Raw genomic sequence first — 24,752 nt, 5'->3', positions numbered from 1 at the left:
CAAAAATGAAAAGATCATTGATGATCATACTGCTGGCCTCTGCTTGCTTTTTGCAGGCACTCGGTCAACAGGCAAGAACAGGCAGCATCGTAAGCTTCGACAAATTCTTTAAAGACAAGATGCAGGTGACACCCGGAACTTTCCCGGTTTACCAGCAAGACGATAAATATTACCTGCAAATTGGCCCTAACCAGTTGCAAAAGGACATACTTGTGGTGGGCGATATGCAGTACGGAAGCGCCGTGATATCACGGTCGTCAGGTATCCTCCGCTTCGTAAAGGGACAGGGTGATAACCTTTACGTTACCCGCAATAATTACAGCGAGCAGGTACTTGATCAAAACGCCATGACCGATGTATTGAACAGCTCTATACTCGAGCCGATCAGCTACACATTCAAGATCGAGGCAATGGGTAAAGATACCGGGAGCTATGTGATCGATATCACCAAACAACTGATAGATGGTGGCGAGTTGTTCTCCTTTAAGAATTACAACTTGATAGCCAACCCAGATCCCACACGTTCAGGGGTCGAAAGCGTGAAGCCCATTCAGAATGGCATTTACTTCAACGTGTTCCGGTCGCAAACCAGCGCAGGCCGTGACTATAACGGTAAACAGACCGATGTGGCCTCTACCTTTCGGTTAGGCCTGGCGTTGCAGTTGTTGAGCGATAGGCCCATGCCGGTCAAGCTTAACGACCGCCGTATCGGTTTCGACACCCGAATCTTTACTGACTTTGGCGCGAGAGGCTATTCGGCCAAGAAGGTTAGCGTGATCAAAAAGTGGAACGTTGAGGTAAAGCCTGAGGACGTAGCCAGGTACAAGGCCGGTGCCTTGGTGGAGCCTAAACGCCCGATCAATGTTTATCTGCATCCGTCCATTCCGGCTTTTTTGATGCCGGCCGTTCAGGCTGGTGTGCTGGAGTGGAACAAGTGCTTTGAAACTGCCGGCTTTAAGAACGTGATCAAAGTGATGCCACAGCGCGTTGGCAATGAACCCAGAATGGAAGATGGAAGCGTGCTGATCGCCTGGGCGGGCAGTAACCCTAAAGCGATCGTAGATATTGTAGATGACCCCCGTACCGGCGAGATCAAGACCGCCAAGATGACCCTATCAGACGTTGTGACGGATGCCCTGATGCAAAAGTACTTTGTGCAGTGTGGCATGTATGACGAGCGAATACAAAAAGACCCTAACTCACTTGAAGTACGCAAAGATATCCTGCAATTTAAAGTAGCCCAAAGCATGGCCACGGTATTGGGCATGCTACCCAATTATGCAGGTAGTGCGGCTTACAGCTTGCAACAATTACGTGATCCCAAGTTCGTGATGCAGCATGGCTTTACCTCATCTGTTACGGATGAGCTGGAATTCAATTACCTGGTCGTTCCCGGCAAGCAGAACAATAAAAAATTATTCATAGCAGCCGTTTCGGCTTATGATCATTTTGCTATCGATCATGCTTATCGCCAGTTAGGCACGCAGTTCAAAAGCGGCACTTTCACCAAAGATGGTAAGATAGACCCTGAACATTATTACTCGGCCGAGGACAAGAACAACCCTTACGCACAGGCCAACGACCTGTCCTCACAGAATCTGGAGGCGGCGCAGGCCGGTATCGACCGGTTGATCGCCTTCTATCCTAAGCTGAACGGTATCAGTGATAAGTTCAAGGATGACACGTGGGATACCTACATGCTGCTGGCGGCCAACTTTATCATGATGTATGATGAATATGTGATGAGCGTGATGCCCAACATCGGCGGCAAGCAACGTTTTACGGTGATGAAGGGCTACAATGATATGCCTGTTAAATATGTAACCAAGGCAAGACAGCTAGCCACCTTCTCATTCCTTGGCCGCAACATTCTGCAAAAAGTCCCTGCCTGGACGCGTAATGACCGCGCACAAGCCATGGATGGTTCCAACACCGAGGCCTTACTCACCAATACTGCTGTCAAGGTAGTAAATAGCTTGGTAAATGCCGACCTGATCAAGACCCTGCTTGATGCAGAAGCATCAGGCCAAAAGGACGTGTTCACCACCAAAGATCTTTTCGCACAGATCGATCATTACCTGTTCCTCGATTTCGACCCTAACACCGCTTTGACCAGCTATCAGCGCAACATTCAGGCAACGCTGATCAGGAGCTTGCTCACACTGGCCGGCCGCAATAAGATCGGTGCAGGCCTCAGCGAGATGAGCATAACGATCAACGGCGTGTTAGTGCCGCTTACCGAACACATAGGTAAAGTGGCCAAAACGCACAAAGACAAATTGACCAGAGAACATTACCAACTGCTAAAAATGCTGATCGATAACGAGCAGCCTAACAAATGACATGAAAAATATATTGATGACCATCGCCGTGCTCCTGATATCTATTGGGTTAAAAGCACAGACCAGCGAGATACATTTCGAAAAGCTGACCCTTCAGGAAGCCCTGGCCAAGGCCAAGACAGTGAATAAGCCGGTATTTGTAGACTGTTTCACCACTTGGTGTATCCCTTGCAAGCACATGGAAAAGGGCGTGTTCACCATAGATAGCGTGGCCGACTTCTATAATACCAATTTCATCAACATTAAGGTGGATATGGAGAAAGGCGAGGGGCCATCCATCAAAAAGACCTATGTGGTCGAGGCCTTTCCATCATATTTGATCCTCGATAGCGAAGGAAAGACCAGGAATAAATATGTAGGCTCGATGCCGGCAGGGGAGTTCATTGCGAACGCCCGTAAGGGTGTGAACACCAAGAGCGAGGAAGCTCAATTGAATGCCCGTTATGAAAGTGGAGAACGTTCGCCTGAATTGTTGAGGCGATATATTTTGCACAAGGTCAAGATCATGGAGATATCAAAAGCTAAGAAACTTAATGATGAGTTGATGGCTATACTGACCCCTAAACAAAAGGCAAGCCCGGAGAATTGGGTGCTTTTCGGTCGCAACCGCTATACCATGTACCTGTCTGACCTGTTCAGCCCCAACTTTAAATACCTCACCGACCACTGGCAGGAATTTGCCGCTCAGAACACCAAAGACACTGTTGATCGTAAGCTGTCGTCAGTGTACAGGCAGATCGCATCGTGGTCCCTTAACGGATTCTACTACAAGGTGAAACCATACGACAAAAAAACCTTCGAGATGTACAAAGCCGAGGTCAAAAAGACCAAAGTGCCCGATAAAGCGCAATTGCTGGTGATGATGGATATCGCCATGGCAGCCGGTGAAAGGGACGAACCCAAAGTGACCCGTTTATTTATTGATAACGTTGGTTCATTTTCGGAGGAGAACCGGCATATACTTTTTGACTACGTGACGTTCGGCCGGTCATTTAAGGGCTACAACTTTCCACAGATCACCAAGCTGTATGATGAGGTGAACAAGACATCGACCAACCCTTATTTGATCAGTTTATTTAAAGACATGAAAAAGCGATATGCGCCAGAGCAAGCTCAATAGTGCCACCCTGCTGGTAGCCCTTTGCTGCTACATCCCTCTTTTTGCTCAGCGGGCCGACTTTGCTGCTGCCGAAAAGTATGATGCGCCAAATTTGGCTAAACGCACCGGTATCCTTAAGGTCACTCCATTCTTTTTGAAAAGATCTGATCGTTTTTGGTTCGCTATGGACGAGCGGCCGGTAGCTGAAGAGGATAGTGTTGCATCTAGAATCGATAAACGGTCAAACACCTATTACATCGTTAATATGCCAACAGGCAAAAAAACGGAGTTGTTCGATAAGGTGGCGATCAACAAAGCACTACAAGGCCTTACGCAAAAGCCGGTGGATAGCCGGATGATCAGCTACTCGCCTAATTTTTCGGCAGATGAGCAGTGTGTTACGGTACAATATCAGGGAAAAACGTACGACTATCACTACCTGACAAAGGCTTTGACCGTACATTCGCTAAATGAAAAGCGGCCGAGCTATCCACTTGTCGGCGTATCGGCAGATGGTAAGTTCGAGTTGTACACCCGCGCTCACGACCTTTATATGGGGGATGCCGGTAGCAAGGCTAACGAGACACAGCTTAGTACCGATGCCGAACCATACCGCTCGTTCTGTGTGGATGAAGCGGGAACTTACATCAAGGAGAAGGCCATGCCCTCGATAGCTAAGTGGGTCAATGCGCGATATTTTTATGCCTTGCGTGTCGACAAACGCAAGGTGCTGACCATGTCGGTCATTAGCTCAGGCTTCATGCCGCGGCCGCGGGTATCTACCTATAAAGAGGAGCTGCCCGGGGATAAGGATGTGGCCCAGTTCGAACTTTATGTGGGCGATGCCCAGGAGCGAAAGCTACGCAAGGTGAACATTGACCGTTGGCCCGACCAGCAGGTGGAAATGGTACCCTCACCGGGAGATATGCAGGAGATTTTCCTCATCAGGCGTAAACGTACCCGCGACGAAATGGAACTGTGTGCCGTTGATCTGAAAAGTGGCAACGTACGCATCGTGATTCAAGAGGTAAGCAAGCCGTTTATCAACGAGGATATGTTCAATGTGTCCATCATCAAAGCCGGGCAGGAGGTAATCTGGTGGAGCGACCGCACAGGTTGGGGACAGTATTATCGTTACAGTGGGCAAGGCGAACTCGTGAACCGGATCACTAAAGGCGACTGGACCGCCGGTAAGATCGCGGCCATTGACACAGCAAAAGGACAATTATATCTCTACGCTTACGGGAAGCGACCTAACGCGGACCCATACCAGGCCTATCTATACAAAATGAGCCTTGATGGCCGGGCCGAACGCCTTTTAACACCCGAGAACGCGATGCATAACGTGTTCATTTCGCCGGACCGTAAATATTTTGTGGACAATCATTCGAGGATAGATATGAATCCGGTGACCACGCTAAGCACGACCAATGGGAAACGAATAGCCGAGGTTTATAAGCCCGACCTGGCCGCACTGTATGCTTACGGATGGAAACATGCCGAACCTTTTACGGTGAAAGCTAAGGATGGCGTGACCGATCTTTATGGGTTAATGTGGAAGCCATTCAATTTTGACCCCAACAAAAAGTACCCGGTTATCTCGCAGGTATATCCCGGCCCGCAGATCGAGACCGTATGGCGCGATTTTACCGTGCTGGATAAGTATAATAACACCTCGCTGGCTCAGTTGGGTTTCATTGTTATATGTGTTGGTCATCGTGGTGGGTCGCCCTTACGCAATGCGGCGTACTACAAATATGGCTACGGCAACCTGCGCGACAACGCTATTGATGATGATAAACATGCTTTGGAGCAGTTAGGGTCAAAGTACACCTTTATGGATATGAGCAAGGTAGGGATGTTCGGCCATTCGGGTGGTGGAATGATGACCGTGGCGGCCATGTGTAAATATCCGGATCTGTACCGGGTGGGCGTAGCCTCGTCAGGCAATCATGATAACCGGATCTATCACCGTAACTGGGGCGAGACCTATCAAGGTTTTAACGCCAAGATGCCACTGAACCAGGACCTGGCCAAACAATTAAAAGGTCACCTTATGCTGGTGACCGGCGAGGTAGACGAGAACGTGAACCCGGCCAATACCTATCGTATGGTGGATGCGCTGATCAAAGCAGACAAAGATTTTGACCTGTTGGTGCTCCCCGGCCAAAACCATACCTATGAAGGTGCGGCCAAAAGCTATTTCCAAAAAAGGTTGAGGGCTTACTTTGCCAAATATCTGATGGATGCACGATAAAAAATGGCCGGAGCTGATCAGGCTCCGGCCATTTGAGGCCTTGGTTAACGTATCAAAGTAGTTCGGCTTTGATGGTCTTGACAGGGCCGCCACGTTCGAGCATGTTGTGCTCCTGCCATTGGCTTTGCTGCTGTTCCATGAGTTGCTCGGTGCGCCAAACCATCACCTTTGCTTCAAGCCTGGCCAGGCAAAGCTTCTTGTTCTCCAACTGTGAGCGGCTGTCCATAGCCATCACCTGTAAGCCTGATGGAAGGTGTGTTCCGCGTACCGCCGTTTCCACTTTGTTCACATTTTGGCCGCCCGGGCCCGCCGACCGGCAGGTTTCCAGCTTAACGTCTTTCAGGTCCCACTGCTGTAGCTCCTGCACATCAAAAGCAGCCACACCCACGAACCAGTTCTTACGTTTGTGATGCTTGCGGTAAGGGCTTTGTGCTATCCATTGCACGGTGCCAGCCCACTCGCTAATGAAGTTTTGCAGGTCATCGCCCTCGGCACTTAGCGTAGCTGATAACAAGGTGTCTCTATGTTCACCCGTTCTGTTTTCCAGTACTCTGAGGGCGATGCCTTGTTTCGATGCCTGTTGTAGCATCAGCTCTTGCACACGGGCTACCACGCGGCAACATTCGGCGGGGCCTTTGCCAGATGTGATCTGTATGATCATCTTTTTCATCATCATTCCTTGTTCATTCTAACGATACGTGGATAAAATTTGCCTTGTATATCTACAAGGTCATGCTGAGCGGCTATCACGGTCTCAATGTCCTTATAAGCCAATGGGTTCTCTTCTACAGTGCCACCAATGAGCGTTACGCCCGCATTGCTGAGCAGCTTCTTCATTCCTGACACGGTCATGCTGTCCTTGGCCTTTTGACGGCTCATAATGCGGCCGGCGCCATGTGATGCGGAGAACAAAGCATCAGCATTACCTTTACCCGTTACCAAATAGGCAGGCGTGGTCATACTACCCGGAATGATACCCAACTCGCCCGCATGGGCGGGTGTTGCCCCCTTGCGATGAATGATCACGTCGCGGCCGTCGGCCAGTTGATCCTTCCAGGCAAAATTGTGATGGTTCTCCACCACGTGCAACGCTTTTAAGCCCAGTGCCTTTAGCAGATTGGCATGTATACGTTCATGACAGGCCTTGGCGTAATCACCTGCCAGGTTCATGGTGAGCCAGTATTCCTGTCCGGCCTCGCTGTCAAGATCAAGCCAGGCCAGTTGCTGCGCCTGGCGCGGCAGTTTACAGGTATCCATCGCTATTTGTGTATAATATTTGGCAATGGCCGAGCCTAAACCCCTGCTGCCTGAGTGCGTTAATAGAGCAGTATATTTTTTAGCAGGTAACCCCAACGTGTTACCAGGCTGCAGCTCTATCTCGCCGAACTCGACAAAATGATTCCCGTTGCCCGACGTTCCTAACTGCCTTACCGCTTTTCCACGCAGCGGCTTTAGGAATGGTATTTGGCTAAATACCGGGCTGTCCAATACCTCGTGTTCCTGCCTTACAGAAAGACCACCCTCCATGCCGAAGTGCGTATGATCTTTCAATGCCTGCTTGATCTGGTACTGATATCGTTCCAAATATGCACTGCCCTCGTCAATGATCGACAGCGCCATGCGGCAGCCGATATCCATCCCTACCGCGTAAGGGATCACGGCATTGAGTGTGGCCAATACGCCACCGATCGGTAGCCCGAAGCCCATGTGTGCATCGGGCATTAATGCCCCTTGTACACTTACCGGCAGTAGGTTGGCCAGTTCCATTTGTTGTTTAGTGGCCGCTTCGATCCCTTTGCCGCCGTAGGTCTTACAGTACACCGGTTCTTTCCTCAATTCGTAGGCGGTGAAGGATGGCTTATCCACTTTGCCCATGATCTTCTCGGCTATCCTGGCCGTTAACTCATTATCCAGAAATGCTTCCGGGTCGTTTTTGATCTGCACCAGCAGATCCAGCAACTGCTCGTTACTGTAGTGTTTAAAGTTCTTGGAGGCTATGTTGATCACCAGGCTTCGCAGCTGGTCATTATGATAGCCAATCTTGTCCAGATCTTTTGTTCTTAAATTGCCCATGTGGGTTTATGATATTAGGTGCCAGGCAGGCCAATGCGTGGCCATACCTGAACAGATATTCAAATGTTTGATGTTTAGATGCGTTAGAATAGGCCTATAAAGTAACTATGCCACTTGATGGCTATTCATTGAACGCGTTATGGTCATGCCGGTAATGGTGGCATTAGAGTTAGATGGTCTCATTGGCGCATATGAATTAGGTGAAACGGATCGTTGATCGTTCATGATTCGTCCAAACGTGAGGATATACCCTTTTCAGGATGCTCAAAAGACCTACAGTTTGAGGCAGGCGGAAATAAGCAAGCTGTCGCCTAAGCGATCTGTCTACAGAATATAGAAAATGCAGTTAGGCCTGCCTGTTAGGCAATGAGCGAAAGGGGCGATATGTGGTATTGCGCTGTCATGATCCTTTGTTATTTAAGAAGTTAACAGATCAGGAATTGGTCGCAAATATACAAATATCCGCAAAACGTTGCTGAACTAATATTTTCAAACGCATTAAGTCGATGTAATTATTTAATTTATGGGCATGAGATACCTATCAGCCTTAGCATTATCGATCAGCTGCTTTTATGGCACCGCACAAACCAAATTACCAGTGGTCAAAGCAAACTCTAACCAAGCCAGGATATACGAGCAGCATGGTGCGGTATCTAATTGGGGCATCAACCCAAAGCTAAAGCTGGATGTACATTCGACGGGTAAGCTGACCAAGCCCATACGGGTCAGGTTCGTCACCGATGTGGATTCTATCGCTTTTAAGATCGCGCCAGGCCAGCATCGTGATCTGATCGTGCTGCTGAACGGCAAGGATTCGTGCCTTACCCGCATCGAGGCGCCCGGACTCAAGGACCTGAGCCGGTCGGCCATCGTTGTTCATGATACCATTCCTTTTTTGCTGAACGCTTACAACACCAATTATGTGCCGATAGTAATCAACGGTACCGACTCCTTGTTGTTGAACTTTGATACCGGAGCGACAGAGGTATGTATCATTAACGAGAGCCTGGAAAAAAAGGTAAGGTCGAAACCGGAGTTGTACAGCCGACCTTATGGTATTCAAGTAGGTAAGCAGATCTACCAAAGCAAGCTATACGACATCAGGCAGGCCGGCCATGGCGTGGATGGCTTGTTAGGTTGGAACTTATTTGATGGGATGATCGTGGAACTGGATTATGACCAACATCGCATGATCGTTCACTCCAAAATGCCTGAGCACATCTTACATGATAAAGGCTACCAAAGATTCGAGCTCATCTTTATCAAGAACAAACCATTCATAGAAAGCGAGATATCACAAAACGGCGTCAAAAGTAAAAGCTTGTTCTTTTTTGACACCGGTTACCAGCGCGCCCTCATGTTAGATAATGATGCCTTGACCGCTGCACGGTTCCCGGCCGAGAAAATGCCGGTGATCAAAAAGATGATCATGCATGGCACCAGAGGTAACGAAGTGCCCGTGATCACCGCTGATCTGGAGCGCCTTAAGATCGGGAAATATGATATACCTAATGTACCTGCCCAGATCATGACCCAGGGCAAGCCCATGCCCGGCATTAATGTTCACTACTTAGGAAGCGATTTGTTGAAACGATTCAACACCGTGATCGATCTGCAAAAGAACGTGATCTACCTTAAGCCGAACCAGCTTTACCAGGTGCCTTACGCAGATCAAAAAAGTAAGACCTGATCTGTAGGCGGCGAACAAGAAGCTTTACTTCGCTATGAAGATCTTCTTCTTGGCGAGGTCGATGGTGATCACCTGGCCCAGCCAGTCGATGCTGGTCTTGCCCTCGTAGATCAGTCCGTCCACAAAGGCCATGTCGAAGTTCTCGATCGAGCGTAGATTTCCGGCCGTGTTCAGCTTTGATAGCTTGCCTACGTAATAATTGTTCTGTTTGTTGAAGTCACTCTTCACCGGGACGGCCTTGAGATGTTTTTTATCTAACGACAAGGGTTCCATGAATTTCGAGCTGAACCAATAGGAGCTCTTACCCGCGCCGCTATCCAGCATGACCTGGATCCTTAACGAGTCGTTGAGTTGCACGTAAGTGAAGATGTCGATCGCTTTCCCGGCAATGTCAGATACCTGGATATCAATGTTCTTTTGACCCCTTGTTGATCGGTTGAAGAATAGCTGCTTATGGATACGGTCGATGGTTACGGTGGTGTTGCGGAAAGGCTGCAAGGAAATGATGCCATCGATATCACCGAACTGCAGATCAACGATAGCATACTGCTGACCCTCGTATGGTTGACCATTTACCTCGAACGCCGTAGCGTTGTAAAGATCCAGGTTCAGCTCTTCGCCCGTGGCACGGTGTCCAACAAAAAAATTGGGTGTTCGCTGGTTGCTGATCTTGTGCGAAAAGTTGGTGAAGATGGCATTGAGCCCAGCGCCGGTATCAAAAATGAACTTACCTTCTACGCCGTTGATCTTGGCTTTGATCAGGATATGCCCGCTTTCATTCACCTCGAAAGGTAGCTGTGCACGTGCCGTCGAACCGAGCAAAAGTAAGATGAATAAAAGGCTTTTGGAGATATGTTTTGATAGGGGCTTCATAAGAGGGTAGCGTGTTGCTAAAATTTTATTTAACTATGTATAAGTTCAGGGAAGATGGTCAAAGATCTTGTTACATTCGGTCTGTTCCATTACCGTTGCTTCAAAGGCTTTCCAATCCTTATCGTTCACTCCAGCGCTTTTTACCATTTTGACCAGAAAGGGATAATCTGTTCTTTGCCCGGCGTTCTGCAAGATGTTCCTGCAAAATCGCTGCACCGTTTTGGAGCCAAAGTTTTTCTCCATTGCCAATAAGATCATAGGCGCATAAGTATATCGGTATCCGTCTCCTATTTGGTTAGGCGAGCTGATCTGTGATAGTGGCTTCACCTTCCAGTCCTTCATTAAAGGCTTGCGCTCGGCAATATATTTTTGAGTAGCCTCCTTGCCGTATTTATTCTCGGCTGCTTTAATAGATAGGAACTCGGCCATGCTCTCAAGGAAGAACCATTTTAGCGTAGAGTTAGCAGGTGCTGACTGGCCGTAATAATAATGACCGAGTTCGTGCGAGTAAAAATAGTAGCTGTAAATGTTCTTGAACAACCGCTTTTGGGTATCTATCTCCGACTTGAAAGGTTTTCCTGCCACCGCGATGGTAGGAAAGGTCACAAAGCCCCAGCTACGTTTAGGGCCAAAAGGTTCTACCGATCGGTGCTGCATGAACGTGATCTTTTCGCCATAAGGTACTTGCAAATAAAACCGGTAAAAATTGATGATCGAGCCAATATTTTCATTGAATACGGCGGCTTCATCAGCGCTTAGGTCAGCGTTGAGAAAGGTGCTGTTGGGCAGAGCCTGTACCACATAGTTGCCTGCAAATAGTAGTAGTTGCCGTGGTATGGTGGAATGGAATTTGCCACTGGGGCCTGCTTGTGGTGCCGAGCCATTGATGTAAATGGTTTGACAATCTTTGCAGGTCACCTCAATATCATAGGTCACTTCCAGTAATTCTCTATCGTTCTTTACATCATAAATGACAGGATACCATTTGGATTGCTCGGCTGCGCGCACGGTTTTGCCGTTAAAGGCAATGAGGCCTTTAAAATCGAACGAGTTCAACGTATCGGTATAAATCGGGAAGGCGCCGGTATAGGTCACGCGCAACTTTGCGGGCAGGGCAAGGGTGTCATTTTGGGTATATGGCAAATAAGCAGTAGCCTCACCAGAAAATTTGTCGTCATAAAAGCCACCGTACTTAAGTACCTGGCCCGTATCATTACGCAGTAAGCCAATGTTAAACCCTCGGTAAAGTAGCAACTTATATTGTTTGCCGAGAGCAGGTAGATTGCTTAAGCTAAGATCTGACCTAATCACACCTTCGCCAAGTTGAATGTCCACCTTCCCACTAACATGTGGTGCGTTGGATTGGCCGCGAGCCGCCATAAGGAAGCTGCCGAGCCATGCTATGATAAGGTAAAAATGTTTCATGAGAAATTACTGCAATTTAACTTAAAATGTGGGTCTTTATAATCTCACGGTTGAAAAAAGTGGGTTTTGTTAGGCGTAGTCGAAAATGGAAGCGGATAAAAGATGATTGTCATAGCAGGTTGGTTGATCGAGGAAGACAACATTACTGATATGCTTAAAGGTGCCCGCGAATTCCATTCAAATAAAAAAGCCTGTAGAGTTATCTACAGGCTTCCGGTTTCCTCTTTTTTTGTGGGAGCTACTGGGTTCGAACCAGTGACCCTCTGCTTGTAAGGCAGATGCTCTGAACCAGCTGAGCTAAGCTCCCTTTTATGATCGCTTTATTCGAGCAAAGCGTCCCTTTGTTTTGGGACTGCAAACATAACAAATTATAGATATTTTCAAACGACCGGAGCGCAAAAAAATGTATTTAGACGTGAATACCTGGACATGGCCACATGTAATAGTATGTCACAACGTCCACTCATCATTCAAAGCCTAGCAACACGATGGTTAAGAAGTGATCGTTTGACATGTTCGGCAATGTTGCTTTTGTTTGGCTTTATGCTTGCTGTGTTTGTGTTCTAGGAAATTTATTTAACTTTCGCTGTGATATCCCTTGACAGATCGCCTGTGTTACTTGCATGGCTTACTATTTTAGTTGGCGTCTCCGGCTTACTTGGCTGGTTCCTGCATGTTCCCATGCTCTACACTTTTCTGTCGCACGGCGCTTCCATGAAATTTAATACCGCACTGTTCGTGACCGTGCTTGGTATGGCCCTTTTGGCGGCCACTAAAGAGAGCAATAATGTGTCGAAAGCACTTGCTGCATTCATCGTTCTTTTTAGTGCTTTGACATTGGCTGAGCACATCTTTAATGCTGATCTGAAGATCGACCAGTGGTTATTGATGGATACGGCCACCGATGCAACGTCCGAACATCCCGGACGAATGTCAGTATTCACGGCCTTTACATTTTTGCTGGTAGCTGCAGGGCTCGAATTGGCATTATATAAAAGGTACGTTTCGGGGCAATTGATACTGGGCATCGCCTTGCTTACGATCTACGCTACGTTAGTGGGCATCATATTTAACATCGGTGGCTTATTTAAATTTGGCAGGTATTCTTCCGTAGCACTGCCAACATGTGTAGGGCTGTTTAGCGCTGTATTAGGATGTTTGTGCTGTACCGCCAGGCAAGGCTGGCTGCGGGAGATATCATCGAACTACTCTGGGGCGGTGACCGCACGCTACGTGGTGGCCAGCTACTTTTTCTCATTACCGATCTTTGTGGGCTTGCTTTTGCTGATGTTAGCCAAGGCTAACGTATCACCCGACTTTGCCATCGTGGTGCTCATGACCGGGTTCGCAGCACTGAGTGTACCTATCGCTGTCATTGCCTTGAGGAAACTGAACAGATCTGACGAGAAGGCGACCTGGCTCACCGCAGAACTTCAGGCCAGCAGCCAGCAACTTCGTTACAGCAATGAGGAGCTGAACCGTAAAAACAAGGAACTTGATAACCTGATCTATATCATTAGCCACGATCTCAAAACACCTATCATGTCTTTGCAGGGTTCCATCGATATTTTGGAGCGAAAGCTGGCCGTTCAAATGGACGAGAAAGAAAAACAATTGTTCGCTATACCCCGCCGGTCGGTGAAGCGCCTGTCTGATACGATCAAGCATTTAAGCGAGGTGATCAAAGCGCAAAAGCTGGCCGATGATGCTCAGGAAGAGATCGACCTTTGTGAGCTGATCAGTGAGATAGAGGCGGAATTACAGAACACTATCCGCGACACGGATGCGAAGATCACCGTTGATATTGACAACTGCAGGATTCGTTATAAGAGGATGCACCTGCATAGTATCATGCAAAATCTGCTTACCAATGCCCTCAAGTTTCGTCATCCCGGCCGACCGCCAGTGATCAGGATAACAGCTGCATCGAAAAGCGATGACATCGAGATCTGCGTTGCCGACAATGGCCTTGGTATCCCCGAAAAACAGATGCCCGCCTTATTCCATAAATATAAACGCTTTCATGAGGACGTGGAGGGTACCGGCGTAGGCTTATACCTGATACAGCAATTATTAAAGATGCACGGCGGGACCATTAGCGCTAAAAGTAAAGAGGGGCAGGGTACTACCTTTACGCTATGTTTACCGGCACAGCCTGACCATCAATAGCTTGAACGTCATAAATTCGAGCATTTAATGAGCGCTGGTAAGAAGCGAGCGGTCTATTTGTTGAAGCGACCGAATTCGATCCCGAGAGACCTTCTTGCAGAGACTACAAATATCGACCACTCTTTAACTTTTCATATATTTTGTTCGACACCTCATTTAATTTACGTTGAGTGTCGTTGGTCATCACATTAGTGACCAAAAATATCCCAACTTTACTTTTGGGATAAATGGCTAACCAAGAGGAACTGCCGAATGTGCCGCCGCTGTGGTAGAGCATGCGGTCTTCGGTATTATATTGGTAAGTATTCCAGATGTATGCCCTGCCATACTGTTCATTTCCCGCAAGCAGCGTCATCGTTTGTTCAACCACGGGGTCGTTACCTTTCAAATACATGTTGATGAACCTGGACATGGATCGGGTCGAGGCCTTTAAGCCTCCCGCATAGCTATAGCCACCATCGATCACAGGCATCGGTGTTCCTGAACTGTCTTTTCCAACTGCCAGTCGATGGTGGTAGTTCGCGGGCACGATGATATAGGTCCGGTCCTCCTTTGATCGTTCAAATACATATTTCTTTAAAAGCTTCTTTTGGTTGCTCGCATAGGCATCTTCAACAATGTAACCGGCCAATTGAACGCCGGCGTTTGAATAACGGTAAGTATCACCCGTGGCCTCCTTCAGATCGATAAGAGCCAACTGGTCAAAGAAATTTTTCTTCGTAAATGATCGTAAACAATCAGCCCGCTCTTTGACACTTTGACCTATTTGATCGCAATTGATATTCATGGGTAAGCCCGATGTATGTGTGATCAGATGACGTAGCGTGACCGAGCGACCATCTTTTAATATCAGATGAGGCCATTTGCCTTTCAAATATTGGCGTATATCCACATCAAGATCCACTTTGTGATCAAAAACGGCCTGTGATATCAATATCGCAGTATAGGTTTTTGTTAATGAGCCGATCTCATAAAGGGTTCGATCGTTCGGTACCTGCAGATCAGCAAGTTTACCCATATGGATCTGATAAGTATCGTTATGCGATACCACCACGCCCGAGACCGCAGAAAAGTGAGGGTCCAGAAGCAGGTTAGCCATCTCAGCTCGTATGATATGCTCAATGCTGTCGTGCCGAGCCTTGGTCGGTTTGGTCAGGTAGGCATGATCGGAGACCTTATTCGAGTATTTAGCCGCAGGAGACGACGTTGCAAGGCATATGGATGAGGCGATCAGGATGGTATAAAATCCGTTATTGGTCATCTTTCTTTAGTGTTGGTCATCTGATAAGCCTCTTTGAACCGGTCATGAAAGGAGATCTCTTTCATGGATCGATCTATTTGGTCCAGGCTATGCATCAATCGGGAATTATCTTCTCCAATGATCTGCAAGAGCGCCTCTTCACAACTCTTCCAAAGTATTTTGAGCGACGGCATCAAGGTCTTGGCTTTTTCAGACAATGACACCATTTGTTTGCGGCGGTCAGCGAGGTCGTTCGTGCTCGTTAAATAACCTTTTTCCGACATTTTCTTAACTAACATCACGGCCGTGGGATGGGAATAGCCCAACTGCTCGGCAATGTGAGTTATCGATACGTTATCCTTAGCTTCTAAAAGCATGAACACCAGATACCAATGTGGTTCGACATCAATGTTTAACGATCGGTAGAGTTTTCTGACATCATGTGAGATGCGGTCGCTGATCCTTTTGAAGCGGCTATCGAGTGCTTTGTATCCTAAATTTCTGACAAGGTCATATTCCATATCGCAAATCTAATAATATATAGTTGACTATATAATTATCGATTCGAATTTCAGATCATGCGGCGGTGGTTGACAGGGTGGCGGGTATTCAGAAGTTATCGGAAAATAAAAAAGCCTGTCGATGATGATCGACAGGCTTTTGATCAGTGGGAGCTACTGGGTTCGAACCAGTGACCCTCTGCTTGTAAGGCAGATGCTCTGAACCAGCTGAGCTAAGCTCCCTTGTTTTAGAGTGCTTTGTTTTACGAAAGCGTCCCTGTGTTTTGGGACTGCAAATATAGAGAGTTTTTTTATTTCGTCAAAATAATTTTTCAAAAACATTGGAACCGTCTGAACGCGTGCTTATTAATTTTTAATGTATATATGGCCTGTACAAAAACATACCCTCGTGTTGCGATGTTATCTATATAAATCGACCGTTACCATGACCGACAGCTTCAAAAATACCACTGATGGCAAATATGAATTTACCATCAATTACTCGGAAAGAGAATTGACCTGCCATGTAGAACGCGAGGGCGATATACTTCACGTACGCATGGACAACAACATAATAGCTGACCTTGAATTGCAGCCTGATGGCACCGCGGTTCAGATCTCGGGCGACGAGTTGCCCGATTCAAGCATCGAGTTCATCAAAAAGCAAGTGCTTGACCAAGAGTAATAATTAATTATCTGTTCGTTTTGTGAAAAGCAGGGCCGGTAACAGGCCTTGCTTTTTTGTTATCAATTTTTGCCTATGCGCCACTTATCCCAAACCCTGCAATTACTCCTCCTATTCTTAGTATCGATCACTTTGCTTTACGTGGCCAGGCCTGTACTGGTACCTTTGGCCTTTGGCGGGTTATTGGCCATGCTACTCATGCCTGTTGCCAGTTGGCTGGAGCGCAGAGGACTGTCGCGCGGCATATCCACCGCACTTAGTATTTTATTATTTGCGTTGTTGGTGGCTGGCTTGGTTCTGCTGCTGCGTTGGCAGATCGCCGATCTGGTAAAAGATCTGGCCAAACTACAGGATCAGCTCATGAAGCTTTTTGAGCAGATCAAACAATACGTTCGCGACCAGTTCGGTATCACCTCTCGCGAGCAGCAGCGCATGCTCAAGGAGCAGCAATCGGGCGGAATGGAGAAGGCTGCCGGTGTGGCCATGGGTACGATCACTACCACGCTCGGCTTACTGGTCGATACGCTTTTGGTAATGGTGTATGTATTTTGCATCCTGTTCTTTCGATCCCACTTTAAAAACTTTGTATTAAGGGTGGTATCGTTAGAGAACCGTACCACTGCCGAAAAGGTAATGCATAAGGTGAGTAAGGTGGCGCAGCAATACTTGACCGGGCTTGGCCTGATGATCATGATGCTGTGGGTGATGTACGGTATAGGGTTCAGCATAGTTGGTATCAAAGGGGCGATATTCTTTGCGATCTTGTGTGGCACACTTGAGATCGTTCCGTTCGCCGGTAACATTACCGGCACTGCCATCACGGTGCTGATCGCTTTTGCGCAGGGAGGCAGCATGGATATGGTGATCGGTGTACTGATCACCTATGCGATCGTTCAGTTCACGCAAAGCTATGTGCTCGAACCGCTGGTGGTGGGCGAGCAAGTGAACCTGAATCCATTATTTACGATATTGATCATCGTAGTGGGCGAGGCTATCTGGGGTATCCCCGGTATGGTGCTGTCCATCCCGTTGTTAGGGATGTTCAAGGTGATATGCGATCATGTGGAGCCGTTAAAGCCATATGGATACCTGATCGGTAACCAGACCGTTAAGGAAGACAAGAGCTTTTTCAAGCGCCTGTTCGGCAAGGACGAGGACTAAGATCAGCCCAGTACCTCTTCGAGTATCTCGTGCGAGCGGATGTTGCCGAAGCCTTCAATGTGAAGTGCATAATACTCCAGCAATCGTGAAAGCAGATAGCGGCGTTCGTCGTTACTAATGCTGATGTTAGTAGTACCATCATGGCTGCTGTTCATCAGTTGCTCAAAGTGTGCGGTATGCGGTGGCGATAAAAAGAAAGCACTTTCAGGCCTCGTCCGGCTGAATACGCCGTTCTGTAGGTCGAAATAGCTGGCATTGCTAATGGCGGTCCGGTCGGGGTAAAAACCCAGGTAGCGGGTCAGTCCCATCAAAAAGATCAGGTGAAAATTGGCCAGACCGCTGGTCATATTATCCAATAGTTCGATACTGTTGAAAATGTACTCGAACAATTGCTCGTCGTCTGCCTGCTGTTTGATGGCCTTGTACAACACCTCGTTCAGAAATAGGGCAATACTACTTTTAGTAACATCATAAGGGATGTGGTGCAGCAAAGGGGCATTCTTTAACTCACGGATGTGTTCAACTCCCCCCGTATTTTTGTGATAAACCACCATATCTAAAAGGTGGAGATGCTGCAGCATATTGCGGGATATCTTCGCTTTAGGCTTTTTGACCCCTTTAATGATGTATGACCGGAGTCCGAATTTCTCGGTCAGGATCTGCACGATCACGCCGCTGTCGCCATGGTCGGTCACTTTGAGTACGATGCCACGTGTCTTATGCAGCATGGAAAATAAGTGTGATCAGTTTAGGTAAGATGATGACCGATCCTGTGCCCAAGGCAAAAATGGCCATGATCATGACGGCGCCTGCCGCAATGTCCTTTACCTGTCCGGCCTTCGCGTTGTACTCGGGCGATACCAGGTCGGTAAGGGTCTCGATCGCGCTGTTCATCAATTCAGCGCTCAGCACCAGAGCAAAGCACAAAATGATGCAGAACCATTCGGTAGCAGATAAGCCTAGGATCAAGCCCAGTATAGTGGTAGCAACGGAAAAACACAGGTGTACCCGCACGTTCAACTGGCTTTTTATGGCACTAGCTATACCCTTAAAGGCATAGCCAAAGCTGCGGAACACCTTTACAGGTGCGCTTGCCGGGCCGGGTTTGCCATCAATGGGGGGCTGAAACATAAAACAGGTGTTGCACCAAAGTTAAAAATTAAATCCTTCCTCCTGAAGCAAGCTTTACCCGTAATGCGTTATAATTGCCTTAAAACATTGAACTATGGATCTGCATCTGAACGGTAAGGTAGCATTGGTATTGGCGTCGAGCAAGGGATTGGGTAAGGCGATCGCTATGGCGCTGGCTAAAGAAGGGGCAAAGGTGGCCATCGCATCACGTGATATAGCGAAACTCGAGAAAACGGCCGCCGAGATAAGGGCCAACACCGGCTCGCAGGTCTTCGCTATACAAGCCGATGTGTCGAAAGCTGAAGAAATAGGTCGGCTGATCCAGCGCACCGGTAATGAATTTGGTCCTATACATATTTTGGTGAACAATGCCGGTGGGCCCCCCTTTGCACCGTTCGAGCAGTTCGGGGATGAGCAATGGCAGCAGGCATTCGATCAAAATCTGCTGAGTTTTGTACGCACGAGCCGCCTCGTGTTGCCAATGATGAAAGCTATTGGCAGCGGCCGTATCATCAATATCATTAGTGGGTCAGTGAAAGCAGTGTTAGATAACTCCGTACTCTCTACCAGTATGCGCATGGGCGTTGTGGGAATGGCCAAGCTACTGGCCGATGAGGTGGGCCCTCACCATATCACCGTGAATAATGTGGCCCCGGGCCTTATCCTCACCGATCGCATCAAGCACACTTTGCCAGCCGGTGTAGATGTGCAGGAAGCGCTGGAGAAACGCGCGGCCAACATTCCGTTAAGGCGAATAGGCCAACCTCAGGAGCTGGCCGATCTGGTAACGTTCCTGGCGTCAAACAGGGCAGCTTATATTACCGGGCAAACCATCCAGGTAGATGGCGGCGCAGGCCGTAATATTTACTAAGCTGGTTGTAGACGGTACTGCTTACGCCAGTCAAAGTATCCTTTAGCGGCAAGTAAAGCATATATAGCGAACATGAAGGCGGTGGGTTGCAGGTCTTTGATCAGGTAAATGGCCACATAGATCACATCCACAAATATCCAGATCAGCCAGTTCTCCAATATCTTGCGGGCCATGAACACCTGGGCGGTCAAACTAACCACCGTGCAAAAGCTATCGATATAAGGGAAGGCCGCTGGTTGATAATGTAGCAGCGGCGCCAGCCACGTGAGCAGGATACCTAATATAGGCGTGAGTGTAGCGCATAGCCCGATCAGCCATAGCAAATGTTCGCGGCGCATGCGTATAATGGGTACTTTGGGGGCATCGGCAGGTTGGCGGCTCCAGTAGTACCAGCCATATACGTTGATGCCGAACAGATAAATGTTCTGCCCCATATCAGCATAAAGGGCGGCCTCGGCGAATATGAAGATGTAGATGCCGGTGCTCACCATAGCAAAAGGCCAGTTCCAGATGTTGTTGATCGCTGCCAGGTACACGCAGGTAAGCCCGGTGACCACGCCGGTCAGCTCAAGTATACTTTGGTGTTGTAACCAGCTCAACATGGCCTCCAAAAAATGCATGGCACAATATATTAACTCTTTTGGATCACGTAATGATGGCTTTGCCACAAATTGTGGCATCCAAAACAGTCGTTTGTCTTTTATAAGCTACAGCTTTGTAGTGTTGATGTCCTTTATAATGGAATTGTATACAAAGCGAGACAGGCCATGACCAAGCATTGGCTTGGGTGATTTCACCCTTTTGAACCTTATTGACCTTTTATTTTCCGAAAAGTTAAGTGCATAAATGACCTGTTAAAGCTTTTGTCTCTGCCATATTCGATCGCATCAAAGAAACTTTTTTGCTTCATTTTGAGCGGCTGTGAATGCTTGGCTTACGCTTGAAATGGCTGATTTATAGTTAATAAGATAGCACTATGGTTAACTTATAGTAAAATAGAAAGCAGGTATTTTAACGGGGTGGAGCTTAAGGATCGTCACCTGTTTGTTACAAGTGCTTTTAGCACCCCTCTGAGCTTTGGCTCCACTTTTGTAAATATCATAACGACTCTGCATCTAAATGAAAAACTAAATAAGTAACATCTACCTATGTTACACATTTTGAAAGAGAATTCTCAGGCACCCAAGTTGAGATGATTTTGTTCTTTGTTTTGGGTTTAATCAATAGTTTAAATTAATTAGGGGAAAGGGAGCTTCGAAAGTAGCTCTCTTTTTTTTTTGACCAATTTTTGGGATGCTCATTTGAACTTCATATTCTACAAGATCGGTAGATAATATCGGGTAGGTTTAGTTATTTTGCATCATGTTACTACTCCAACGTAAAGGCCGCGCCTTAGCTGCTTTATTCCTTTTGATCATTACTACTTTAACGGCTTTTGGCCAGGCCAAACTTAATAAGGGTACCTGGCGTGGGGTGCTAAACACCGCCGCAGGCGAATTACCTTTCAACTTCGAGATAAAAGATGCCGCAGGCAAGCAGGTAATGTACATCCTCAACGCCCAGGAGCGGTTTAAGGTGACCGATATCAAAGTGACCGGCGATTCGGTGCTGATCCATATGCCGCTGTTCGATTCGGAGTTCAGGCTTAAAAGGCTTGGCGATCGTTTGCAGGGTAATTTTATTAAGCACCTGGGCGAGCGTGATGCTGCTACCCCATTCACCGCACAATATAATGTTAAGTATCGCTTTTTAGAAAAGCCTGAGCCGCCTTTAACTAATGTAAGCGGCAGGTGGTCGGCCATATTTGGAGAGGGTGCCGATCGAGATACCACCGTAGGTGAATTTGTGCAGACCGGTAACCGCCTCACCGGTACGTTTTTGACGACCACCGGCGATTACCGTTACCTGGAAGGCACCGTAAGTGGCCATAAATTATACCTGTCATGCTTTGATGGCGGGCACTCCTTCCTGTTCACGGCAGACATTGCCGACAATGACCACCTGACCAATGGCCGTTTTGGGCGTACGCCCTGGACAGCCGTACGGAAGGCCGATGCCAAACTGCCTGACGCCTACTCGCTTACCGTTTTAAAGCCGGGCTACAAAACCATTAACTTTTCTTTCCCTGATCTGAACGGCAATAAAGTATCGCTTACCGATGCCCGCTTTAAGAACAAGGTGGTGATCTTGCAGATCATGGGTTCATGGTGCCCTAATTGTATGGACGAGACAGCTTACCTGGTGAATTATTATAAAAAATATCACAAAAAGGGGGTAGAGGTATTGGGGTTGGCGTATGAACGTACCACCGACATGGCCCGCTCCAAAAAAGCCGTACAGCAAGAGAAAGAACACTTTAACGTGCCTTATCCGCTATTGCTCACCGGTTATACCAGCAATAAGGCCGAGACGGCCAAGAGCCTACCGATGCTGAGCAACTTCCTTGCGTTCCCGACCACCATCATTATCGATAATAAAGGGGAGGTGCGTAAGATCTATACCGGCTTTAGCGGACCGGGTACAGGCGCTTACTATACCCAATTTACAGAGCAGTTCGAGCGGTTGACAGACAATCTGCTGGCCGAAAAGTAGGCCCGTCAGTTGATCATTAAATTGATAACGTCCGGTCGGTATCTGATCCATGTAGGGTAGAATGCGGCAACGAGTGACACTTACCCGGTGTTACATTTGCGTATTACAGCGTTACATTTGGTGTTACATAACGGCTTTTTGTATGCTTTTTCTGGAAAAAGTTGGGTTTTTATGAATTTCGTGATCCTAAAAAGTGGGAAATTTGGGGAATTCTGTTACAGCCTGTAACACCATTTCGATACACAAAGTAGCTGCCTTGTCCTGAGATAAGTTCACACTTTTGATAATGTCCACAGGCCTGGGCTGTGTTCTGAAAGTACGGTATGGATAAAGCAAAAGAGGGGCGCCTGAAACAGGTGCCCCTCTTTTGCTTGAGGTCGCTGCATAGCGATCAAAAGATCATAAAGACGCTATACCGAACTACAACGAGAACATGACCGGTACTGTGTACATGGTGCGTACCGTTTTGCCATTTTGTTTACCGGGTGTCCATTTGGGTGATGCTTTAACGGTCCTTAAAGCCTCGTCCGTCAGCAGGGCATTGGGCCTGCCGACCGCTTTAATGTTCGATAGACTTCCGTCTCGCTCTACCACAAAGTTCACATTAACGCGGCCCTGCACTTTTTGCTTTTTAGCCTCAGCTGGATAACGCAGATTGGTGTGCATGAATTTTATAAATCCATCTACACCCCCCGGAAATTGGGGTAAGGTCTGTACTGAGGTGTACACTGTAGTGTCGGCCGCGCTTTTTTGTGCGTAGCTTTTCGCACCGGTGATCACCATGGTCATGGTCAATAATGCAGGCAGCGCACAATAGCGCACCGCGCGACTAAAATGTTGATAATTCATAACTTACAATTAAGGTTAACTGATATTCAAATATAACTAAATATTTAGTTATATGTTCAAAGCTTTTTTATTTGATCAGCTAACTTTATGAATGTTGTCTAAGAATAAAGATCGCTCAAAGAGTCAAAGGCTGAGATGGGGCGCTAATTTGTGATGAAAACCGCCAGCATCTTATTCATCCCCAAATATCATTTTATACCAGCCCTGTACGTCTTTCCTGACCTCGTCAACGTTGTCATATATGGCCAGGGCAACGGGCAGTTGGCAACGGTCGGGGTGATATTGGTCAATGGTGAGGTAGCCGTACGACAGGCCTTCATCATCTAACACGATCGGCGGTGAGCCGGCCACTGTGTTGAATGGCGACAGGCGACCGAACGTTTCGCCATAAGTGCCATATTTGTTCCAGATGGAGCGGGAGCCATTCACGTCGCCATAAGGGGTGTAGATATTCCAGATCGAAGTATTCTCTATAGGCTTGCAGTTCAAACAGCCGAGGTACTGGTCGTGCTCCTTGCCGCCATACAAATGCAACCGGGGACTCGTTTCTGTCTTGACGCATGACATCAGTACCCAGCACATCACCAGCACCACAGCCCGCAAACAGATCGATGTTCGGCTACTCCACATGATGCATCTTTTGTTTGGCGCCGCTGAGCCAGTCGTTCCAGTCAAGCACTACATTGTCCCAATTGAAAACGTTTTGGTCGGGCACGCCATTCTTATCCACCGGGAAGTAATTGTGCTCCAAACCGGTGTAGGCCTTGAAATGGAAATTGTCACGATGCTGCATGATGGTGAGCAGGTGCAGCTGGTCGCAGCCATGCACGGCCTTATCGCGGGTGCCGTACGATACCAGCACCGGGATCTTCAGGGCCAGCAGATCTGTCATTAAGGACGGGTCTGACGCCTCGAAAGTGGTGCGATAACTATCGCCCAATGCGGCGGTGTCACGTTCGGGGTGAGCCACTACTTTGGCCCAGTACTCGAAATTTTGACCGGCCGTGCTGTCATTAGCGGCCCGGGCATCTTCCAAGATTGACATCATGCGGCCCATAGGGTTGCCTCCCGAGTAGATCAGGTGCGTTACCCGCTTATCCTTGGAGGCCAGTTTGGCAGCTACTGTGGCGCCTTCAGAATGGCCCGCTACCACGAGCTTTTTTGGGTCGGCCCAGGGTTGCTGCAACAGGCGATCGAGTACCTTTTGATCGCGGCGTACGTAATTGCTGATGGTGTTATTACGCACATACCTGACCGGGAAACGCTTGCTGCCTGGCGACACATAATTGAAGCCATTATCCAGCTCACTGCGTTTGGCGATCAACGGTATACCAGGTTTGGAGATGATCACAAGGTGATAGTTATTCAGCAGACTATCGGCCCGGAACGGGAAAGTGCCGTAAGGCTTTCCTTCCTCATCCAAAATGATGAGCGGCCGCGGCAACGACCCCTGTACAAATAACAACAGCGGCTTCCGCTTCAGCTCGTCACCTTTTTTCTTCTTGATCAGCACGTCCATCGTATCGCCCGGCAAGCGTACCTGCATATGCTCAAAGCCATGAACGGTGGGTTGGGCGTAAGCGTTGCCACAAAATAGTAATGCAGTTACCAAAAATAAGGTTAAGGTGGTTCGCATTGGCTGCTTGATTGAAGAGCTGAAAATAGTTTATTTTATCAATATTGTTGATGAGTGGCAACATACCACGGTGCAGTACTGACCAAATGCTTATGTTTTGAGTAATTCATTCAGCCGTATCAGATCGATCTTTTTACATTTGCGGCCTACGGCTACCCA

At 47.8% G+C, this 24,752-nt stretch carries 21 protein-coding genes and 2 tRNA genes; 9 read left to right on the top strand and 14 right to left on the bottom strand.

Annotated features, from left to right (window positions below; translation table 11 throughout):
- The first annotated feature begins 5 nt into the window (after positions 1-5).
- The 3 genes from LLH06_RS19195 to LLH06_RS19185 are packed head-to-tail and all read left to right on the top strand — an operon-like array spanning position 6 to position 5,698.
- A complete protein-coding gene (locus tag LLH06_RS19195; protein ID WP_228170907.1) occupies positions 6-2,342 on the top strand; it encodes a DUF5117 and DUF5118 domain-containing protein in 2,337 nt (778 codons plus the stop codon).
- 1 nt (position 2,343) lies between these two features.
- Complete coding sequence (locus LLH06_RS19190; RefSeq protein ID WP_228170906.1) at positions 2,344-3,462, top strand: thioredoxin family protein; 1,119 nt, start codon at positions 2,344-2,346, stop codon at positions 3,460-3,462.
- Positions 3,440-5,698 carry a S9 family peptidase gene (locus LLH06_RS19185; RefSeq protein ID WP_228170905.1) on the top strand — a complete coding sequence of 753 codons (2,259 nt, stop codon included), beginning with the start codon at positions 3,440-3,442 and terminating at the stop codon, positions 5,696-5,698. The genes LLH06_RS19190 and LLH06_RS19185 overlap by 23 nt, the downstream gene beginning before the upstream one ends.
- Before the next feature lie 52 nt (positions 5,699-5,750).
- On the opposite strand, the gene prfH is transcribed toward LLH06_RS19185, so the two are convergent.
- Both prfH and LLH06_RS19175 read right to left on the bottom strand, forming a co-directional pair.
- On the bottom strand, positions 5,751-6,359 hold the full coding sequence (gene prfH, locus LLH06_RS19180) for a peptide chain release factor H (protein WP_228170904.1): 609 nt from the start codon (positions 6,357-6,359) through the stop codon (positions 5,751-5,753).
- An 11-nt stretch (positions 6,360-6,370) separates the two neighbouring features.
- Complete coding sequence (locus LLH06_RS19175; RefSeq protein ID WP_228170903.1) at positions 6,371-7,771, bottom strand: RtcB family protein; 1,401 nt, start codon at positions 7,769-7,771, stop codon at positions 6,371-6,373.
- A gap of 529 nt (positions 7,772-8,300) precedes the next feature.
- Here LLH06_RS19175 and LLH06_RS19170 point away from each other — a divergent pair.
- A complete protein-coding gene (locus LLH06_RS19170) occupies positions 8,301-9,461 on the top strand; it encodes a retroviral-like aspartic protease family protein (protein ID WP_228170902.1) in 1,161 nt (386 codons plus the stop codon).
- Between the two features lie 24 nt (positions 9,462-9,485).
- Here LLH06_RS19170 and LLH06_RS19165 read toward each other — a convergent pair whose 3' ends face one another.
- From LLH06_RS19165 to LLH06_RS19155, 3 genes are all read right to left on the bottom strand, one after another.
- Positions 9,486-10,334 carry an aspartyl protease family protein gene (locus LLH06_RS19165; RefSeq protein ID WP_228170901.1) on the bottom strand — a complete coding sequence of 283 codons (849 nt, stop codon included), beginning with the start codon at positions 10,332-10,334 and terminating at the stop codon, positions 9,486-9,488.
- Positions 10,335-10,379: 45 nt separating this feature from the next.
- The gene (locus LLH06_RS19160; RefSeq protein WP_228170900.1) at positions 10,380-11,588 is read right to left on the bottom strand and encodes a M1 aminopeptidase family protein; all 1,209 of its coding nucleotides are present in this window, start codon (positions 11,586-11,588) and stop codon (positions 10,380-10,382) included.
- Positions 11,589-11,991: 403 nt separating this feature from the next.
- Positions 11,992-12,066, bottom strand: a tRNA-Val gene (locus LLH06_RS19155).
- Between the two features lie 374 nt (positions 12,067-12,440).
- Here LLH06_RS19155 and LLH06_RS19150 point away from each other — a divergent pair.
- On the top strand, positions 12,441-13,928 hold the full coding sequence (locus tag LLH06_RS19150; RefSeq protein ID WP_228170899.1) for a sensor histidine kinase: 1,488 nt from the start codon (positions 12,441-12,443) through the stop codon (positions 13,926-13,928).
- Between the two features lie 103 nt (positions 13,929-14,031).
- Here the strand turns inward: LLH06_RS19150 and LLH06_RS19145 are convergent, their stop codons facing one another.
- The 3 genes from LLH06_RS19145 to LLH06_RS19135 form a co-directional block, all read right to left on the bottom strand.
- On the bottom strand, positions 14,032-15,189 hold the full coding sequence (locus LLH06_RS19145) for a serine hydrolase domain-containing protein (protein ID WP_228170898.1): 1,158 nt from the start codon (positions 15,187-15,189) through the stop codon (positions 14,032-14,034).
- A complete protein-coding gene (locus LLH06_RS19140; protein ID WP_228170897.1) occupies positions 15,186-15,689 on the bottom strand; it encodes a MarR family winged helix-turn-helix transcriptional regulator in 504 nt (167 codons plus the stop codon). The genes LLH06_RS19145 and LLH06_RS19140 overlap by 4 nt, the downstream gene beginning before the upstream one ends.
- 147 nt (positions 15,690-15,836) lie before the next feature.
- A tRNA-Val gene (locus LLH06_RS19135) sits at positions 15,837-15,911 on the bottom strand.
- Between the two features lie 202 nt (positions 15,912-16,113).
- On the opposite strand from LLH06_RS19135, the gene LLH06_RS19130 reads away from it, so the two are divergent.
- Entirely contained in the window at positions 16,114-16,353 is a 240-nt protein-coding gene (locus tag LLH06_RS19130; protein ID WP_228170896.1) for a hypothetical protein, read from the top strand.
- Between the two features lie 75 nt (positions 16,354-16,428).
- Positions 16,429-17,514: an AI-2E family transporter gene (locus tag LLH06_RS19125; RefSeq protein WP_228170895.1), complete on the top strand. Its 1,086-nt coding sequence runs from the start codon at positions 16,429-16,431 to the stop codon at positions 17,512-17,514.
- Between the two features lie 2 nt (positions 17,515-17,516).
- Here the strand turns inward: LLH06_RS19125 and recO are convergent, their stop codons facing one another.
- Both recO and LLH06_RS19115 read right to left on the bottom strand, forming a co-directional pair.
- Positions 17,517-18,242: a DNA repair protein RecO gene (gene recO, locus LLH06_RS19120; protein ID WP_228170894.1), complete on the bottom strand. Its 726-nt coding sequence runs from the start codon at positions 18,240-18,242 to the stop codon at positions 17,517-17,519.
- Positions 18,232-18,645, bottom strand: coding sequence for a diacylglycerol kinase family protein (locus LLH06_RS19115; protein WP_228170893.1), 414 nt, complete (start codon positions 18,643-18,645; stop codon positions 18,232-18,234). Before LLH06_RS19115 ends, recO begins: the two co-directional genes overlap by 11 nt.
- Before the next feature lie 94 nt (positions 18,646-18,739).
- On the opposite strand from LLH06_RS19115, the gene LLH06_RS19110 reads away from it, so the two are divergent.
- On the top strand, positions 18,740-19,516 hold the full coding sequence (locus LLH06_RS19110; RefSeq protein WP_228170892.1) for an SDR family oxidoreductase: 777 nt from the start codon (positions 18,740-18,742) through the stop codon (positions 19,514-19,516).
- On the opposite strand, the gene pnuC is transcribed toward LLH06_RS19110, so the two are convergent.
- On the bottom strand, positions 19,513-20,136 hold the full coding sequence (gene pnuC, locus LLH06_RS19105; RefSeq protein WP_228170891.1) for a nicotinamide riboside transporter PnuC: 624 nt from the start codon (positions 20,134-20,136) through the stop codon (positions 19,513-19,515). The two genes, LLH06_RS19110 and pnuC, sit on opposite strands and share 4 nt — an antisense overlap.
- A gap of 742 nt (positions 20,137-20,878) precedes the next feature.
- Between pnuC and LLH06_RS19100 the strand changes: the two genes are divergently transcribed.
- A complete protein-coding gene (locus LLH06_RS19100; protein ID WP_228170890.1) occupies positions 20,879-22,108 on the top strand; it encodes a peroxiredoxin family protein in 1,230 nt (409 codons plus the stop codon).
- Positions 22,109-22,528: 420 nt separating this feature from the next.
- Here the strand turns inward: LLH06_RS19100 and LLH06_RS19095 are convergent, their stop codons facing one another.
- The 3 genes from LLH06_RS19095 to LLH06_RS19085 form a co-directional block, all read right to left on the bottom strand.
- On the bottom strand, positions 22,529-22,957 hold the full coding sequence (locus tag LLH06_RS19095; RefSeq protein ID WP_228170889.1) for an energy transducer TonB: 429 nt from the start codon (positions 22,955-22,957) through the stop codon (positions 22,529-22,531).
- A 171-nt stretch (positions 22,958-23,128) separates the two neighbouring features.
- Positions 23,129-23,587, bottom strand: a complete 459-nt coding sequence (locus LLH06_RS19090) for a hypothetical protein (protein ID WP_228170888.1) — start codon at positions 23,585-23,587, stop codon at positions 23,129-23,131.
- Positions 23,577-24,593, bottom strand: a complete 1,017-nt coding sequence (locus LLH06_RS19085; protein ID WP_228170887.1) for an alpha/beta hydrolase family protein — start codon at positions 24,591-24,593, stop codon at positions 23,577-23,579. The genes LLH06_RS19090 and LLH06_RS19085 overlap by 11 nt, the downstream gene beginning before the upstream one ends.
- Positions 24,594-24,752: the final 159 nt, after the last annotated feature.

It is taken from the genome of Mucilaginibacter daejeonensis, assembly GCF_020783335.1.
Taxonomy (GTDB): domain Bacteria; phylum Bacteroidota; class Bacteroidia; order Sphingobacteriales; family Sphingobacteriaceae; genus Mucilaginibacter; species Mucilaginibacter daejeonensis.
The sequence above is the reverse complement of the archived record's forward strand: the minus strand, read 5'-3'. Positions and strand labels throughout refer to the sequence as shown.

Coding starts and splice junctions, on each gene's coding strand:
- LLH06_RS19195 (WP_228170907.1), top strand. CDS start 6: ATGAAAAGATCATTGATGATCATACTGCTGGCCTCTGCTTGCTTTTTG.
- LLH06_RS19190 (WP_228170906.1), top strand. CDS start 2,344: ATGAAAAATATATTGATGACCATCGCCGTGCTCCTGATATCTATTGGG.
- LLH06_RS19185 (WP_228170905.1), top strand. CDS start 3,440: ATGCGCCAGAGCAAGCTCAATAGTGCCACCCTGCTGGTAGCCCTTTGC.
- prfH (WP_228170904.1), bottom strand. CDS start 6,359: ATGATCATACAGATCACATCTGGCAAAGGCCCCGCCGAATGTTGCCGC.
- LLH06_RS19175 (WP_228170903.1), bottom strand. CDS start 7,771: ATGGGCAATTTAAGAACAAAAGATCTGGACAAGATTGGCTATCATAAT.
- LLH06_RS19170 (WP_228170902.1), top strand. CDS start 8,301: ATGAGATACCTATCAGCCTTAGCATTATCGATCAGCTGCTTTTATGGC.
- LLH06_RS19165 (WP_228170901.1), bottom strand. CDS start 10,334: ATGAAGCCCCTATCAAAACATATCTCCAAAAGCCTTTTATTCATCTTA.
- LLH06_RS19150 (WP_228170899.1), top strand. CDS start 12,441: ATGCTCTACACTTTTCTGTCGCACGGCGCTTCCATGAAATTTAATACC.
- LLH06_RS19145 (WP_228170898.1), bottom strand. CDS start 15,189: ATGACCAATAACGGATTTTATACCATCCTGATCGCCTCATCCATATGC.
- LLH06_RS19140 (WP_228170897.1), bottom strand. CDS start 15,689: ATGGAATATGACCTTGTCAGAAATTTAGGATACAAAGCACTCGATAGC.
- LLH06_RS19130 (WP_228170896.1), top strand. CDS start 16,114: ATGACCGACAGCTTCAAAAATACCACTGATGGCAAATATGAATTTACC.
- LLH06_RS19125 (WP_228170895.1), top strand. CDS start 16,429: ATGCGCCACTTATCCCAAACCCTGCAATTACTCCTCCTATTCTTAGTA.
- recO (WP_228170894.1), bottom strand. CDS start 18,242: ATGCTGCATAAGACACGTGGCATCGTACTCAAAGTGACCGACCATGGC.
- LLH06_RS19115 (WP_228170893.1), bottom strand. CDS start 18,645: ATGTTTCAGCCCCCCATTGATGGCAAACCCGGCCCGGCAAGCGCACCT.
- LLH06_RS19110 (WP_228170892.1), top strand. CDS start 18,740: ATGGATCTGCATCTGAACGGTAAGGTAGCATTGGTATTGGCGTCGAGC.
- pnuC (WP_228170891.1), bottom strand. CDS start 20,136: ATGCATTTTTTGGAGGCCATGTTGAGCTGGTTACAACACCAAAGTATA.
- LLH06_RS19100 (WP_228170890.1), top strand. CDS start 20,879: ATGTTACTACTCCAACGTAAAGGCCGCGCCTTAGCTGCTTTATTCCTT.
- LLH06_RS19095 (WP_228170889.1), bottom strand. CDS start 22,957: ATGAATTATCAACATTTTAGTCGCGCGGTGCGCTATTGTGCGCTGCCT.
- LLH06_RS19090 (WP_228170888.1), bottom strand. CDS start 23,587: ATGTGGAGTAGCCGAACATCGATCTGTTTGCGGGCTGTGGTGCTGGTG.
- LLH06_RS19085 (WP_228170887.1), bottom strand. CDS start 24,593: ATGCGAACCACCTTAACCTTATTTTTGGTAACTGCATTACTATTTTGT.